This window comes from Kitasatospora brasiliensis, from assembly GCF_032654805.1.
GTDB lineage: Bacteria > Actinomycetota > Actinomycetes > Streptomycetales > Streptomycetaceae > Kitasatospora > Kitasatospora brasiliensis.
The window spans coordinates 818,536-833,194 of record NZ_JAUOOW010000002.1 but is presented as its reverse complement, the minus strand read 5'-3'; the positions used below and the strand labels follow the sequence as shown (position 1 = coordinate 833,194).

General features: G+C 73.4%; 15 protein-coding genes. 2 read left to right on the top strand and 13 right to left on the bottom strand.

The features are described from left to right. Window positions 1-49 precede the first annotated feature (49 nt). Both QWJ13_RS11620 and mug read left to right on the top strand, forming a co-directional pair. Window positions 50-1,078 (top strand): phosphatase PAP2 family protein, encoded by a 1,029-nt coding sequence (locus tag QWJ13_RS11620; RefSeq protein WP_316523453.1) that lies wholly within the window; start codon window positions 50-52, stop codon window positions 1,076-1,078. A 14-nt stretch (window positions 1,079-1,092) separates the two neighbouring features. Further along, entirely contained in the window at window positions 1,093-1,677 is a 585-nt protein-coding gene (gene mug, locus QWJ13_RS11615) for a G/U mismatch-specific DNA glycosylase (RefSeq protein WP_316524001.1), read from the top strand. A gap of 101 nt (window positions 1,678-1,778) precedes the next feature. On the opposite strand, the gene QWJ13_RS11610 is transcribed toward mug, so the two are convergent. From QWJ13_RS11610 to QWJ13_RS11550, 13 genes are all read right to left on the bottom strand, one after another. Further along, complete coding sequence (locus QWJ13_RS11610; protein ID WP_316523452.1) at window positions 1,779-2,735, bottom strand: M48 family metalloprotease; 957 nt, start codon at window positions 2,733-2,735, stop codon at window positions 1,779-1,781. Between the two features lie 3 nt (window positions 2,736-2,738). Then, window positions 2,739-3,152 carry a BlaI/MecI/CopY family transcriptional regulator gene (locus QWJ13_RS11605; protein ID WP_316523451.1) on the bottom strand — a complete coding sequence of 138 codons (414 nt, stop codon included), beginning with the start codon at window positions 3,150-3,152 and terminating at the stop codon, window positions 2,739-2,741. Window positions 3,153-3,290: 138 nt separating this feature from the next. After that, entirely contained in the window at window positions 3,291-4,154 is an 864-nt protein-coding gene (gene htpX / locus QWJ13_RS11600) for a zinc metalloprotease HtpX (RefSeq protein ID WP_316523450.1), read from the bottom strand. A 277-nt stretch (window positions 4,155-4,431) separates the two neighbouring features. Beyond that, a complete protein-coding gene (locus QWJ13_RS11595; RefSeq protein ID WP_316523449.1) occupies window positions 4,432-5,988 on the bottom strand; it encodes an NADH-quinone oxidoreductase subunit N in 1,557 nt (518 codons plus the stop codon). Window positions 5,989-6,044: 56 nt separating this feature from the next. Then, window positions 6,045-7,625: a complex I subunit 4 family protein gene (locus tag QWJ13_RS11590; protein WP_316523447.1), complete on the bottom strand. Its 1,581-nt coding sequence runs from the start codon at window positions 7,623-7,625 to the stop codon at window positions 6,045-6,047. 53 nt (window positions 7,626-7,678) lie between these two features. Next, window positions 7,679-9,739 (bottom strand): NADH-quinone oxidoreductase subunit 5 family protein, encoded by a 2,061-nt coding sequence (locus QWJ13_RS11585; protein ID WP_316523446.1) that lies wholly within the window; start codon window positions 9,737-9,739, stop codon window positions 7,679-7,681. Beyond that, window positions 9,736-10,128: an NADH-quinone oxidoreductase subunit NuoK gene (gene nuoK, locus QWJ13_RS11580; RefSeq protein WP_316523444.1), complete on the bottom strand. Its 393-nt coding sequence runs from the start codon at window positions 10,126-10,128 to the stop codon at window positions 9,736-9,738. The genes QWJ13_RS11585 and nuoK overlap by 4 nt, the downstream gene beginning before the upstream one ends. After that, window positions 10,128-10,823: an NADH-quinone oxidoreductase subunit J family protein gene (locus QWJ13_RS11575; RefSeq protein ID WP_316523443.1), complete on the bottom strand. Its 696-nt coding sequence runs from the start codon at window positions 10,821-10,823 to the stop codon at window positions 10,128-10,130. Before QWJ13_RS11575 ends, nuoK begins: the two co-directional genes overlap by 1 nt. Then, a complete protein-coding gene (locus tag QWJ13_RS11570) occupies window positions 10,820-11,389 on the bottom strand; it encodes a NuoI/complex I 23 kDa subunit family protein (RefSeq protein ID WP_316523442.1) in 570 nt (189 codons plus the stop codon). The genes QWJ13_RS11575 and QWJ13_RS11570 overlap by 4 nt, the downstream gene beginning before the upstream one ends. A gap of 73 nt (window positions 11,390-11,462) precedes the next feature. After that, window positions 11,463-12,422, bottom strand: a complete 960-nt coding sequence (gene nuoH, locus QWJ13_RS11565; RefSeq protein ID WP_432277484.1) for an NADH-quinone oxidoreductase subunit NuoH — start codon at window positions 12,420-12,422, stop codon at window positions 11,463-11,465. Next, on the bottom strand, window positions 12,419-13,534 hold the full coding sequence (locus QWJ13_RS11560) for an NADH-quinone oxidoreductase subunit C (RefSeq protein ID WP_316523441.1): 1,116 nt from the start codon (window positions 13,532-13,534) through the stop codon (window positions 12,419-12,421). Before QWJ13_RS11560 ends, nuoH begins: the two co-directional genes overlap by 4 nt. Further along, entirely contained in the window at window positions 13,531-14,193 is a 663-nt protein-coding gene (locus QWJ13_RS11555) for an NADH-quinone oxidoreductase subunit B (protein WP_316523440.1), read from the bottom strand. The genes QWJ13_RS11560 and QWJ13_RS11555 overlap by 4 nt, the downstream gene beginning before the upstream one ends. Beyond that, the gene (locus QWJ13_RS11550) at window positions 14,184-14,600 is read right to left on the bottom strand and encodes an NADH-quinone oxidoreductase subunit A (protein WP_316523439.1); all 417 of its coding nucleotides are present in this window, start codon (window positions 14,598-14,600) and stop codon (window positions 14,184-14,186) included. The genes QWJ13_RS11555 and QWJ13_RS11550 overlap by 10 nt, the downstream gene beginning before the upstream one ends. Between the last annotated feature and the right edge of the window lie 59 nt (window positions 14,601-14,659).

Sequence of the window (14,659 nt, the reverse complement as noted above, 5' to 3'; positions counted from 1 at the left end):
CATGTTTCACCCAGAGTCCTCCAAGTTTGGGTTGCTAGTTTCGGTGCGCATGACCAAGACCCTCCCCCCGGCCCCGCACGACGTGCGGGCCGGGCAGCCGCGCCCGGTGCCTCCGCCCCGCCCACGCGTGACGGGCTGGTCGAGACTCCGGCTGCTGGCGTGGCCGATCTACCTGACGTTCTTCCTCTGGTTCCTGCGGACCGAGGGCATCCCCACGGCCAACGACGTGCTGTTCCTCTGGCTGATCGGCGCCCTGCTGACCGGGGCCGTGCACAGCGGGCACGGCCCGCGCGGCTTCCTCCTGGTCCTGCGCGACTGGGTGCCGGTGATGGCCGTGGTGTGGACGTACTCGCTGCTGCGCGGCTACGGCGCGCACACCCCGTGGGCCCCGCACTGGCTGCCGCAGCTGCGCTTCGACGAGGTGCTCGGCTTCGGCGAGACCTGGACCGTCCGGCTCCAGCACGGCCTCTACACCCCCGGTTCGCCGCACTGGTACGACTACATCGCCGTAGCCGTCTACCTCTCGCACTTCTTCGTCGTCTTCCTGCTGCTCGCGGTGCTCTGGCGGCGCGCGCACCACCGCTTCCGGCAGCTGCTCGCCGCCTACCTGGCGCTCACCTTCGCGGGCTTCGCCACCTACCTGCTCTACCCGGCCGAGCCGCCGTGGCTGACCTCCCAGGCGGGCAACCTGCCGCACCTGTCCCGGGTGGTCTGGGAGGTGATCTCGCAGAGCGGGCTGCCGCAGGCCAGCTCGCTGCTGGAGAACGGCAGCCAGTTCGCCAACGACGTCGCCGCGATGCCCTCGCTGCACTCCGCCTACCCGGCGATGCTGCTGTTCTTCTTCTGGCCCACCGCCCGGCCCTGGCTGCGGGCGGTGCTGGTCGCCTATCCGCTCGCGATGACGTTCACCCTGGTCTACGGCGCGGAGCACTTCATCATCGACGTCTTCGTCGGCTGGGCCTACGCGGCCGCGGTGGTGTTCGGCCTGCGGTGGCTGCGCGACCGCCGGGCGGCGGCCGCCGCGGCTCCGGAGCCCGCGCCGGCTCCGGCGCAGGGCACGGCAGACTTGGCCGGGTGAATCCGCGCGCACCGATGAAGCCCACCGCCGAGCAGCCGAAGCCCACCGCCGGGCCGTCGAAGCCCACCGCCGAACAGCTGCTGGCCGCCAAGGACACCACCATCCCGGACGTCACCGGGCCCGGGTTGCGAGTGCTGTTCTGCGGCATCAACCCGGGCCTGTGGTCCGGCGCCACCGGGCACCACTTCGCCCGCCCCGGCAACCGCTTCTGGCCCGCCCTGCACCGCTCCGGCTTCACCGACCGCCAGTTCCGGCCGGACGAGCAGCGGGAGCTGCTCGCCCTCGGCCTGGGCATCACCAACGTCGCCCCGCGCACCACCGCCAAGGCGGACGAGCTGACCGCCGAGGAGCTGCGCGAGGGCGGCGCCGCGCTGCGCGAACGGGTACTGCGGCTGCGGCCGCGCGCCCTGGCCGTCCTCGGCATCGGCGCCTACCGGACGGCCTTCGGGCAGCGCCGGGCCGCGCTCGGACGCCAGCCGGAGGGCATCGGCGACACCGAGGTGTGGGTGCTGCCGAACCCCAGCGGCCTCAACGCCCACTACACGCTGGACGGGCTGGCCGCGGAGTTCCGCACCCTCCGGGAGGCCGTGCAGGGCTGAACGGCCGGCGCGTTCGCTGCCGGGCCGGCTGGCCGGCTTCTTGGCGGCCGCCGGGGTCCGGCCTACGAGCTGGCCGCGGAGCTCTGACGGCTCCAGGGGCTCTAGAGCGGGGTGACGGCCTTCAGCAGCACCAGCAGGGCCACCACGGCGTTGAGCGCGCACAGCGCCGACACCGCCGTACCGATCGCCGCGACCATGGCCGCCAGGCCCGCCGGGGTCTTGGCCGGCGGCCAGTTGCGGGAGGTCGGCACCGGGCCGAGCAGCGCGGCGACCCGGCGCGGCACCGGTCCGGCCGCGGTGGCCGGGGTGGCGAAGGCCGCGAAGCCCGGCGCCGGGGCGGCGTGCGAGACCAGGGCCGCCCGGGCCACCGCCCGCGCGGTGATCCGGCGGTCCCCCACGGCCTGCGCCGAGTCCTCGTCCGCCCACCGCTCCGCGCTGTACGCCACCGCGGACTGCAACGGCCGCAGGAACGGGTTGACGCAGGCGGCCAGCTGGGTGGTCAGCAGGTACCGGTGGTGGCGGTGGCGCAGGTGCGCCCGCTCGTGCGCGAGCAGCGCCTCGCGCTCGTCGGCGGCCAGGCCGGCCAGCATCCCGGTGGAGACCACCACCCGGCCGGGCGAGCCGGGCAGCGCGTAGGCGTACGGGCTGTGGTCCGGCAGCACCGCGAGGTCGTCGGCCCCGTCCGGCCCGACGGGCAGCCCGGCCAGCGCCCGGCGGGCGCGGGCCCGTACCCGCAGGTGCCGGACGACCGTCCGGGAGCAGGCGAGGCTCACCAGGGCCAGCAGCCACATCGCGGCGGTGCCGACCGTCTCGTGGTACGGCAGCGCGGCCCGCACCTCCGGGTCGGACCAGCTGTCCGGCAGCGGGTTGCCGGGGATCTGGGCGGTGCCCACCACGCCGATCAGCACGAGGCAGAGCACGCTGCACACCGCCATCACCGCGCTGATCACGGTCATCAGCCGGGCCGCGCCGCGCGGGTGCAGGTGCTGCTCGGTCAGGCGCGCGATCGGGACCGCGGTGAGCGGCAGGACGAGCGGGAGGAAGACGAAGAAGCCCACGGGTCAGCTCTCACGGTCGGGCGCTGCCGGATCGGCGGACGTGGCGTCCAGCAGCGCCCGGAGCAGTTCCTCGTCGTGCGGCAGCAGCGCGGTGACGAAACTGGCCAGGACGGCGTCCCGGTCCGCCTCCCCGTCGAGCATCCGGCGCATCCGCAGCGCGGCCAGTCCGGCGGCGTCCGAGGACGCCTGCCAGAGGTAGGAACGGCCGGAGCGGGTCCTGGTCACGGCGTTCTTGGCGTGCAGCCGGGACAGGATGGTCATCACCGTGGTGTACGCCAGGTCGCCCTCCAGCCGCTCCTGGACCCACCCCGCGGCGGCCGGGCCGGGCGCCCGCTGGAGCACCGCGAGCACCTGGGCCTCCAGTTCGCCCTGGCCGCGTCGTCGGGCCGGCGCGTCCCCGGTCCTCTCGTCTGCCATGACGGCCCTCTCCCTCCGGATGCCGCGCCCGGACGGACGGGCGCGGCATCATCCTAACGAGCGCGGGGCCGCCGGGAGCCCGGTCCGCCCGAGGGTTCGAGGGCGTACGGCGCGCTCGCCGAGCGCCCTCGCCGGGCGCTACCGCTGGTAGCCGGCCATCCGCTCCAGGCGGGCGATCCGCTCGGCCATCGGCGGGTGGGTGGAGAAGAGCTTCGCGCCGGCCTCGCCGGGGCGGAAGGGGCTGGCGATCATCATGTGGCTCGCCGTCTGGAGCTGCGGCTCCGGCGGGAGCGGCAGCTGGCGGGTGCCGGCGTCGAGCTTGCGCAGGGCACTCGCGAGGGCGAGCGGGTCCCCGGTGATCCGGGCGCCGTCGGCGTCCGCCTGGTACTCGCGGGAGCGGCTGACCGCCATCTGGATCAGCCCGGCCGCGAGCGGGCCGAGGATCATGATGGCGAGCATCCCGAACAGCCCCGGGCCGTCGTCGTCCTCGCTGCGGCCGAACGGGATCAGCCAGGCGAAGTTCACCAGGAACATCACCACCGAGGCGAGCGCCCCGGCCACCGAGGAGATCAGGATGTCCCGGTTGTAGACGTGGCTCAGCTCGTGCCCGAGCACGCCGCGCAGCTCGCGTTCGTCCAGGATCCGCAGGATGCCCTCGGTGCAGCAGACGGCGGCGTTGCGCGGGTTGCGGCCGGTGGCGAAGGCGTTCGGGGCCGGGGTCGGGGAGATGTAGAGGCGGGGCATCGGCTGGCGGGCCGAGGTGGAGAGCTCGCGGACGATCCGGTACAGCTCCGGCGCCTCGAACTCGCTGACCGGCCGGGCCCGCATCGCCCGCAGCGCGAGCTTGTCGCTGTTCCAGTAGGCGTAGGCGTTGGTACCGAGGGCCACCAGCAGGGCGATCACGAAACCGGTGCGGCCGAAGAAGCTGCCGATCGCCAGGATCAGTGCCGAGAGGCCCCCGAGCAGGACCGCGGTCCTCAGTCCGTTGTGCCGGCTGTGCACGTCAGGCCCTCCAATGGTGCGGTGGGGAAGCCCTTTCTGCCTCGTCCCTCTTGCCCGCTCAACGGGTGGGGCCGAGGGCCTTGTTCCCTTGTGACCCGAGACGGTGATCGACGTGACACCGACGGACCGGGCCGCGCCGGCGCCCGGCGCGGCCCGGAACCGGCCTTGGGTCGACTCCGAACCGACTCCGGAACCGGCCCGGGAAGCGGCCCGGGAAGCGGCTCCGAAGCGGCTACGGCCGGGCCTCGAACCGACCCCGAACCGACCCCGAAGCGGCTCAGAACAGCGAGCCGCCCGCGACCTGGAGGACCAGCTGTGGGGCCACCGAGAGGACCACCGCCGCCGAGGCGGTGAGCCCGAGCGTCGCGGTGAGGCTCAGCGGCAGTCGGCGGCCGGCGGCCGCTTCGACCGACGCGTCGTCCTGCGCGTCGTCCGGGGCCGGGGCGAACAGCCGGGCCGTCCACAGCAGGTAGTAGTACAGGGCGACGACCACATTGACGGCCATCACCACGGCCAGCCAGCCCAGCCCGGCGTCGACCGCCGCGCGGAACACCACGACCTTGCCGAACACGCCGACCAGACCCGGCGGCAGCCCGGCCAGGCAGAGCAGGAAGAAGGCGAGCGCCAGCGCCGTCCAGCGGTTGCGGGCGAACAGGCCGCGGAAGTCGTCCACGCTGGCCCCGGCCCGGCGGCCGACGGCGGCGACCACCCCGAAGGCGCCGAGGTTCACCACGCCGTAGATCAGCGCGTACGCGGCGGTGGCGCCGAGCGGGTCGAGGCCGGCCGGCGTGTAGCCGGCCGCGGCGAGCGGCACCAGCAGGTACCCGGCCTGGCCGACCGAGGACCAGGCGAGCAGCCGCACCGCGCTGTAGCGGGTGTCGAAGCGCTGCCGCAGCGCGCCGACGTTGCCGGCGGTCATGGTGACGGCGGCCAGCACGGCGAGCACCGGCCCCCAGGTGCCCGCGTACGGGCGGAAGGCGATGGTGGTGGCGAGCGCGAGCCCGGACAGGCCGGCCGCCTTTCCGACCACCGAGAGGTAGCCGGCCACCGGCAGCGGCGCGCCGGTGTAGGTGTCGGGCACCCAGAAGTGGAACGGGACGGCGGCGACCTTGAAGGCGAAGCCGACCAGGGTCAGCACCGCGCCCGCCTCGGCCAGCGGCTTGAGCTGCCCGGGGGCGTGCTCCAGGCCCTGGGCGACGGCGTCCAGGTGCAGGCTGCCGCTCGCCGCGTAGACGAAGCCGACGCCGAGCAGCATCACGGCGGTGGCGGTCACCGAGGAGACGAAGAACTTGAACGCGGCCTCCGCGCCCCGGCCGTCCCGGCGCAGCGCGACCAGGGCGAAGGCGGGCAGCGAGGCGACCTCCAGGGCGATCACCATGGTGGCGAGGTCGCGGGAGGCGGGCAGCAGCGCGGCGCCGGTGGCGCTGGAGAGCAGCAGGAACCAGTACTCGCCGCGCGGCAGCCTCTCGCTCTCCACGGTGTGCGCCGACAGCAGCGCCGCGATCAGCGCGCCGCCGAGGGCGAGCAGCTGGAACACCAGGGCGAAGTGGTCGGCGACGTACGAGCAGCCGCCGTTGTCAGACCCCCCTGCTACGTTCTGCGCACAGAAGGTCGCTCGGGGTGATCCGCCGGTGAGAGGGAGGAGTGCGATGAGGGCGAGGGCGAGTCCGGCCGCGGTGAGGCGGCCGAGCCACTTCTTGTGCCGCTCGGGCAGGAACAGGTCCGTGAGCAGCACGGCCACGGCGGCCACGGCGGCGATCAGCGGGGGCGCGATCGCCACCCAGTCCACGGACTGGATCAGGCTGCCCGGGTTGGCTACGGCGAGGGAGGTCACAGTGTGCTGCCCCGTGGAGTGAGGTCCGAGTGCGGCGGTCTGGGCTGCGAGCACGGTCAGCCACCCCCGAGGAGGTGCTTGACGGCGGGGTCGGAGAGGCCGAGCAGCAGCGCGGGCCAGAGTCCGGCGAGCAGGGTGAGCGCGGCCAGCGGCGTCCAGCTGACGGCCTCGTACGGGCGCAGGTCGGCGAGCTCGGCCACCGGTGCGGGCTGCTCGGGGTCGCCCATGCAGACACGCTTGACCACGATCAGGAGGTACGCGGCGGTGAGGAGGGTGCCGAGGCCGGCCAGCGCCATGTAGGTGACGAACGCGGGGCGTGACAGGCCGTCGGCCGGGTCGAACGCGCCGAACATGGCGAGCAGCTCGCCCCAGAAGCCGGCCAGGCCGGGCAGGCCGAGGCTGGCGACGGCGGCGAAGGCGAGCAGCACGCCGAGCCGCGGGGCCCGGCCGTACAGGGCGGCGCCGGTGGTGCCGGAGAGGGTGTCGAGGTCGGCCGTGCCGTAGCGGTCCTTGAGCGCGCCGACGACGAAGAACAGCAGACCGGTGATCAGACCGTGGGCGATGTTGGCGAACAGCGCGCCGTTGACGCCCACCGGGGTGAGGGAGGCGATGCCGAGCAGCACGAAGCCCATGTGGCCGACGGAGGAGTAGGCGATCAGGCGCTTGAGGTCGCCCTTGGCGCCGGGGCGGGCCAGCGCCAGGCAGGCCAGTGAGCCGTAGACGATGCCGACGGCCGCGAAGGCGCCCAGATAGGGGGCCAGCGTGGCGGCGCCGTCCGGCACGACCGGGAGGAGGACGCGGACCAGACCGTACGTACCCATCTTCAGCAGCACGCCGGCGAGCAGCACCGAGCCCACCGTCGGGGCGGCGGTGTGCGCGTCGGGGAGCCAGCTGTGCAGCGGCCAGGCGGGGGCCTTGACCGCGAGACCGACCAGGATCGCCAGCGCGGCGATCACCTGGGTGGTGTGGCTGAGGCCGCTGCCGTGCGCGGTGGCCAGGGCCTGCATGTCGAAGGTGCCGGCCTTGCTGCCGATCAGCAGGAAGCCGAGCAGCATCACGGCCGAGCCGAGCAGCGTGTAGAGGATGAACCGGTTGGCGGCCGGCACCTTGGCGCCGCTGCCCCAGCGGGCGATCAGGAAGTACATCGGGATCAGGACGATCTCGAAGGCCAGGAAGAAGAGCAGGAGGTCCAGCACCGCGAAGGTGGCGAGCATGCCGACTTCGAGCAGCAGGAACAGCCCGACGAACGCCTGCGCGGACGGACGGTGCTCATCAGGGGCCCCGCCCCGGGCTTCCCCGCTCGGCAGCCGCTTCTCCGAGTACAGCGCGCAGAGGAAGGTGAGCAGTGCGGTCAGCACGATCAGCGGCAGCGAGACGCCGTCCACCCCGAGGTGGAAGCGCACGTGCAGGGCCGGGATCCAGGACAGGTCGGTGGTGGCCTGCATCCGGGCGGGCTCGTCGTGGTCGAAGCCGACCGCGAGGGCCGCGCCGAGCAGGAACACCGCGCCGGTGACGACGGTGTTCAGCCGCAGGGCCCGCCGGTCGGCCACGGCCCGGTCCGGCCCGAACACCGGCGCCAGGGTGAGCGCGGCGCCGAGCAGCGGCAGCACCAGGAGGGCGATGAGGACTGCGTTCATCGGGGGCTCCCGGCAGCGGTCGAGAGGACGGAGGTGAAGGGCAGCGGCACCGGTTACACCGCCACCAGGACGGCCAGCAGTACGACCGCGGCCAGCAGGGCGCTGAGGTACGTCTGCGCGTTGCCGGTCTGCGCGAGCCGGACGGCCCGGCCGAGCAGGTTGGCGCCGACTCCGCTGCCGCGCACATAGGTCTCGACGACCTCGCGGTCGAGGAAGCGGACCAGCTTGGCGGCGGCGCCGACCGGGCGGACGAACAGCGCATGGTACAGCCGGTCGACGCCGAAGCCGTGCCGGGCCGGGCCGAACAGCGGGCCGAGCAGGGTGCGCCCGGGGTCGGCGACGATCACCTCGGCGACCGGGGTTCCGCCCTGCCCGGGCACCCGGCCGGCGGCGGCCGGGGCCGGGCGGCCGGTGTCCAGCCGGGAGGTCGCCGCACGCCAGGCGCCGTACGCGGCGATGACGCCGACCACGGCGAGCCCGGTCGCGGTCACGGCGGTGACGGCGGAGGGCCGCAGCGTGCCGCCGTCCAGCAGCGCGGGCAGCCAGTCCGAGCGCAGGCCGGCGATGCCGAAGCCCATGGTCGGCACGGCCAGCACCCAGAGCGGCCAGCGCATCGCGGGCGGCTCGGCGCTGGCCGGGTCCGCCTCGTCGAGCTCGGGCGAGTAGGGCGCGCCGGCCTCGTGGTCGGCCACGACCGTGGCCCGGTCGGCGGCGGGCAGCACCACCGGTGCGGCCGCGGCGGCACCGGCCGGGCTGTGGAAGGCGACCAGGAAGAGCCGGGTCGCGTACGCGGCGGTGAGCAGCGCGGTGAGCCCGGCGGAGATCAGCACGATCCACCCGGCCGCCTGCGGCACCGCCGAGGACGGGCCGAGCCCGTTGGTCAGCGCCTCCCCGTTGGCGGCGTGCTCGGCGGCGGACAGCACCGCCTCCTTGCTGAAGAAGCCGGAGAACGGCGGCAGCCCGACGAGGGCGATCAGCGCGATGCCCATCGTCCAGTAGGCGTCCGGCACCCGCTTGCGCAGCCCCGGGATGCGGGACATCGCAGAGAGCGAGTTGGTGTGCGCGGCGTGGATCACCACACCGGCGGCCAGGAACAGCAGCGCCTTGAACGCGCCGTGGCTGACCAGGTGGAAGACGGAGGCCTCGCGGTCCCCGCTGGCCAGCGCGCCGGCCATGTAGCCGAGCTGGCCGACGGTGGAGTAGGCGAGCACCCGCTTGAGGTCGTCCTGGGCGAGCGCGCAGAGCGCCGAGCCGATCATCGTCACGGCGGCCATCACCGCGAGCACGACCAGCGCCGCGCCCGACAGCAGGAACACCGGCAGCAGCCGGGCGACCAGGTAGATGCCGGCCGCGACCATGGTGGCGGCGTGGATCAGCGCGGAGACCGGCGTCGGGCCGGCCATCGCGTCCGGGAGCCAGGTGTGCAGCGGGAACTGCGCGCTCTTGCCGGCCACGCCGGCGAGCAGCAGCAGCGCGGTCAGCGTCGGGTGCCCGAGCCGGCCGTCCGTCGCGGCGGCCAGCACGTCCGGGATGCGGAAGCTGCCGGCGTCCGCGCCGAGCAGGAAGATCCCGAACAGGAACGGCACGTCACCGAGCTTGGTGACCAGGAAGGCCTTCAGCGAGGCCGAGCGGGCGTCCGCGCTCTCCCAGTGGTGGCCGATCAGGAAGTACGAGCACAGGCCCATGACCTCCCAGCCGACCAGCAGCACGATCAGGTCGCCCGAGTAGACCACCAGGAACATCGCCGCGGTGAACAGTGAGACCAGCGCCGCGTACGAGGGGTAGCGCGGGTCCTTCGCGAGGTACGCGGTCGAGTAGACCTGGACGCAGGTGGCGACCAGGCCGACCAGCACCGAGATCAGCGAGCTGAAGCCGTCCAGGTGGAGGGCGAGCGCGATGTCCGGGCCGCCGGTCGGGGTGAGCCGGGTGGCGGCGTCCAGGGTCTGGCCGGTGCCCAGCTGGAGGGCGACCACCAGGGCGAGCACCGCCGAGACGGCGACCGGGACGATCGCCAGCGGCCGGGCCAGCCCGGGTGCCTTCTTGCCGACGGCCAGGGTGGCGGCGGCGCCGAGCGCCGGCAGGGTGGGGACGAGTACGGGCAGGGCGAGGTTCATGCGGTGGCCTGGCCCTTCAGTGCCTCGGCTCCGACCGGGGCCCCGGCCCCGACCGGCGTCTCCTCGACGGGCAGCGCCTCGGCCGGGTCGCCGAGCGCGGTGGCCCGGTCGATGTCCGCGGTGCCCCGAGCCCGGAACAGCAGCAGGACGATGGCGAGCCCCAGCCCGACCTCGGCGGCGGCGACGGTGATGGTGAACAGGGTGAGCGCCTGCCCGGCGTGCAGCGAGTCGCGCAGCCAGGCGTCGAAGGCGACCAGGTTGAGGTTGACGGCGTTGAGCATCAGCTCGACGGACATCAGCACCAGGACGGCGTTGCGCCGGGCGAGCACGCCGTACACGCCGACGCTGAACAGCAGCGCGGCGAGGACGGCGGGGTAGGCGAGGTGCATCAGCTCTCCTCCGTCACGGACTCGGCGGTCGCCGCAACGGGCTCGGAGGGCGCCGTCGCGGCGACCGTCCCGTTCGACCCGACCGGCCGCCCGGCGCGCAGCTTGCCCGCCCGGGGCGCCGGCACCCGCCGCCCGGACCCGCGGGACAGCACGATCGCGCCGACCAGCGCCGCCAGCAGCAGCACCGACAGCGCCTCGAAGGGCAGCACCCAGTGCCGGAACAGGCTGGCCCCGGTGACGGCGGCCGAGCCGCCGCCCTGGCCGAGGTCGATCCAGGAGGTCCGGAAGGCGTCGACCACCAGGGTGACCAGCGTCCCGGCCGAGGCCAGCGCCACGACCAGGGCCACCCAGCGGTTCTTGGAGTCGGCGTCCGGCGAGCGCCCGATCGGCGCCTTGGTGAGCATCAGTCCGAACAGCACCAGGACGACCACCGAGCCGAGGTAGATCAGCACCTGCACCCAGGCGATGAACTCGGCCGTGAGCAACAGGAACTCCACCGCCAGCCCACCGAGCGCGACCACCAGCCACAGGGCGGCGTGCACCAGCTGCCTGGTGGTCACGGAGACCACGGCCGAGCCGAGTACGGCTATGCCGACCAGCAGGAAGACGATCTCCTGCCCGGTCGGGGACAGGAAAGAACGGGCGGCCGGGTCCAGGGACCCGGTCGCCGCGAGAAGCGTGGCGGCACCGATCACGCGTCGTCACCCTTCTCCTCGGTAGCCGATGCGACGGCGGCGGCAGCCGCGGCGGCCAGCTTGTCCGCCGCCTTGCGCGCGGTGGCGATCTCCTTGGGGTCCTCGGCCGCCGGATCCAGCGCCGGCGGCGCGGGGACGGTCCACATCCACTCGCGGAGCTTGTCCCGCTCGTGGGTCAGCTCGTGGATGTCGGTCTCCGCGTACTCGAACTCCGGCGACCAGAACAGCGCGTCGAACGGACAGACCTCGATGCAGATCCCGCAGTACATGCAGAGCGAGAAGTCGATGGCGAACCGGTCCAGCACGTTGCGGGTGCGGGCCCGGGCGTTCGGCTCGGCGGCCGGCAGCGTCTCCTTGTGGGAGTCGATGTAGATGCACCAGTCCGGGCACTCGCGCGCGCAGAGCATGCACACCGTGCAGTTCTCCTCCAGCAGCGCGATGACGCCACGGGAACGCGGCGGCAGCACCGGCTGCACGTCGGGGTACTGCGCGGTGACGCTCTTCTTCGTCATCGTCCGCAGCGTCACGGCCAGCCCCTTGGCCAGACCGACACCGGGAAAACTCATGCGCCCACCTCGCTACGCTCGGCAGGGGCATTCGCCCATACGCACCTACCGATGATTCGCTCGCTTCGCTCGCTCATGAGATCGCCACCTTGATGATGCCGGTGAGGGCCAGCTGGACCAGGGCGAGCGGGATCAGGCCCGTCCACGCGAAGCGCATCAGCTGGTCCTCGCGCAGACGCGGGTAGGTGACCCGCAGCCAGATGACCACGAAGGCCAGTCCGAAGGTCTTGAGGATCATCCAGAGCCAGCCGAGCTGGTCCGACATCGGTCCGTGCCAGCCGCCCAGGAAGAGCACCGCCGTCAGCGCGGACACCACCAGGATGCCGACGTACTCGGACAGCAGGAAGAGCGCGAAGCGCAGCCCGGTGTACTCGGTGTACGCGCCGAAGATGATCTCCGAGTCGGCGATCGGCATGTCGAACGGCGGGCGCTGGAGCTCGGCCAGGCCGGCCGTGAAGAAGACGAACGCGCCGATGATCTGCCAGGGCAGCCAGTACCACTCCCAGGCGTCCAGGATCCCGGGCAGCGACAGGGTACCGGCGGCCATCGCCACCGAGGCCGCCGCCAGCACCATCGGCAGCTCGTAGGACATCAGCTGCGCGGCCGTGCGCAGGGCGCCGAGCAGCGAGAACTTGTTCGCCGAGGCCCAGCCGGCCATCAGCTTGCCGATCACGCCGACGCCCATCACGGCCAGCACGAAGAACAGGCCGGCGTCGACCGCCTGGCCGACGAAGCCGTTCGGGCCGACCGGGATCGCCAGCAGCACGAAGAGGTACGGCAGCAGCGAGACGGCGGGTGCCAGCTGGAAGATCCGGCGGTCCGCCCCGGCCGGGACGATGTCCTCCTTCTGGGCGAACTTCACCCCGTCCGCGACGAGCTGCGCCCAGCCGTGGAAGCCGCCCGCGTACATCGGGCCGAGTCGGCCCTGCATGTGTGCCATGACCTTGTGCTCGGTCTGGCCGATGACCAGCGGGAAGACCAGGAAGACGACGAGGGTGGCGACGCAGCGCAGCACCGTGTCGAGCAGGTTCACGCGCCGTCTCCGTCCTGGTCGGCCGCTCCGGCCGAGGGGTCGTCCTTCTGCTCGACCGGCTCCGCGGGCCCGGCCGGCTTCTCGGGCCCGGCCGGCTTCTCGGGCCCGGCCGGCTTTTCACCCGAAGGCTTCTCGTCCGAGGGCTTCTCATCGTGGGCGGGCACCGGGTTGTGCCAGGGCGCGTCGGAGGACCGGGGCCGCGCCGCGGGAACCTCGGGAGCGGCCGGCTGACTGACCGACCCTTCGGACACCGACCTGGTCCGCCGCGGCCGGTCCGCCCGCACCGCCGGCGCACCGCCCTCGGCAGCGGCAGCAGCGGGAGCCTCAGCAGCGGTGGGAGCTTCAGGAGCGGTGGGAGCTTCAGGAGCGGCCGCCTGGCTCGCCGACCCCTCCGAGACCGACCTGGTCCGCCGCGGCCGGTCCGCCCGCACCGCCGGCGCACCGCCCTCGGCAGCGGCAGCAGCGGGAGCAGCGGCAGCCGCCCGGGGCGTACGCGCCGCGCCCGCCGCCCGCGCACCGCGCGCGGGCCGCTCGGCGACCGGCGGCAGGGTGCCCTTGAGCGGCCCCCACTCGTTGGGGTCCGGCACGCCGGCCGGCAGCATCTTGCGCCGGGCCGGCCCGCCGCCGTGGTCCGACTCGCCCGGCTCCTTGGCGCCGGGCCAGTCCTTGGCGACCCGGGCCGCGAGCACGAACTCCTTGCGCAGCGGGTGCCCCTCGAAGCCGTCCGGCAGCAGCAGGGTGACCAGGTGGGGGTGCCCGGGGAAGTCGATGCCGAACATCTCGTGGGTCTCGCGCTCGTGCCAGGCGGCGCCCGCGTACACGGCGACGGCGGTCGGCAGCGCCGCCTTGTCGCGCGGCAGCCGGGTGCGCACCGCGAGGTGCCGTACGCCCGGCGTCTCGACGGCGGCCAGGTGGGCGACCACGGAGAAGCCCTCGGCGAGCTCGTCGACGGCGCTCAGCCAGTCGAAGAAGCCCAGGCCCAGGACGTCCCTGGCGTTGGTGAGCGCCTCGATCCAGTGCTCGGCGGGGACGTCGACGGTGATCAGCCCGTACGCCTCGGCGCCGGTCGCCCACTCCCCGACCGACGCCGCGTACTGCTCGGCCGTGGTCACGACACATCCCCCTCAGTCGAAGGAGTCGAAGGAGTCGAAGGAGTCGAAGGCCCGGCCACCAGCGGGCGCCGCAGCGCCGCGGCGGGCGTGGTGTAGCGGTCCGGCAGGGACTCGGCGGCGATCTTCTCCTGGAGCTTGAGGATGCCCTGGAGCAGCGCCTCCGGCCGCGGCGGGCAGCCGGGCACGTAGACGTCCACCGGGATGATCTGGTCCACGCCCTTGGTGACCGAGTACGAGTCCCAGTACGGCCCGCCGGAGTTGGAGCAGGCGCCGAAGGAGATGACGTACTTCGGCTCGGGCATCTGCTCGTAGAGGCGCTTGACGGCGGGCGCCATCTTGTCGGTGACCGTCCCGGAAACGATCATCAGGTCAGCTTGACGGGGGCCGGGCGCGAACGGGATGACACCCATCCGAATGAAGTCGTGCTTGGCCATGGAGGCGGCGATGAACTCGATCGCGCAGCAGGCCAGCCCGAAGTTGAAGCACCACAGGCTGTAGCGGCGGCCCCAGTTGAGCACCACCTTGACCGGGTCCGGCGCGAGCCGGGCCAGCGGCCCGATGCCGCGGCGCTCGACGGCGCCGGGGCGGGACGGGTCCGGCAGGCCGAGCGGGACGGGACCGTCCTGCGCGCCGTGCGAGTGGGAGTGCGTCACGTCCATTCCAGAACGCCCTTCTTCCAGGCGTACAGCAGCCCGACCGCGAGGAAGCCGATGAACAGGAACATCTCGACCAGCGTTCCGGCGCCGTACCCGGCGGAGGCGAAGACGGTCGCCCAGGGGAACAGGTAGATCGCGTCCACCGCGAAGATCACGTACAGGAAGGCGTACACGTAGTAGCGGATCTGGGTGTGCGCCCAGTCCTCGCCCACCGGGTCCACGCCGCACTCGTAGGCGAGGAGTTTCTCGGGCGAGTAGACCACCGGTCGCAGCAGCCGATTGGCGGTGAACGCCACGGCGACGAAGAGCACCCCGACGACGGCCAGCAGGCCCATCGCGGCGTACGCGTCGAAGTAGCCGCTGCCGACCGCCGGGTCGGCCGCGACGGCAGCCGCGTGCTGCCCCTCCATGCCTTCGCCTCCACCTCGGCCGTGAATCCGCCCTCAGGACAGTTCTACGACGTTTGCTC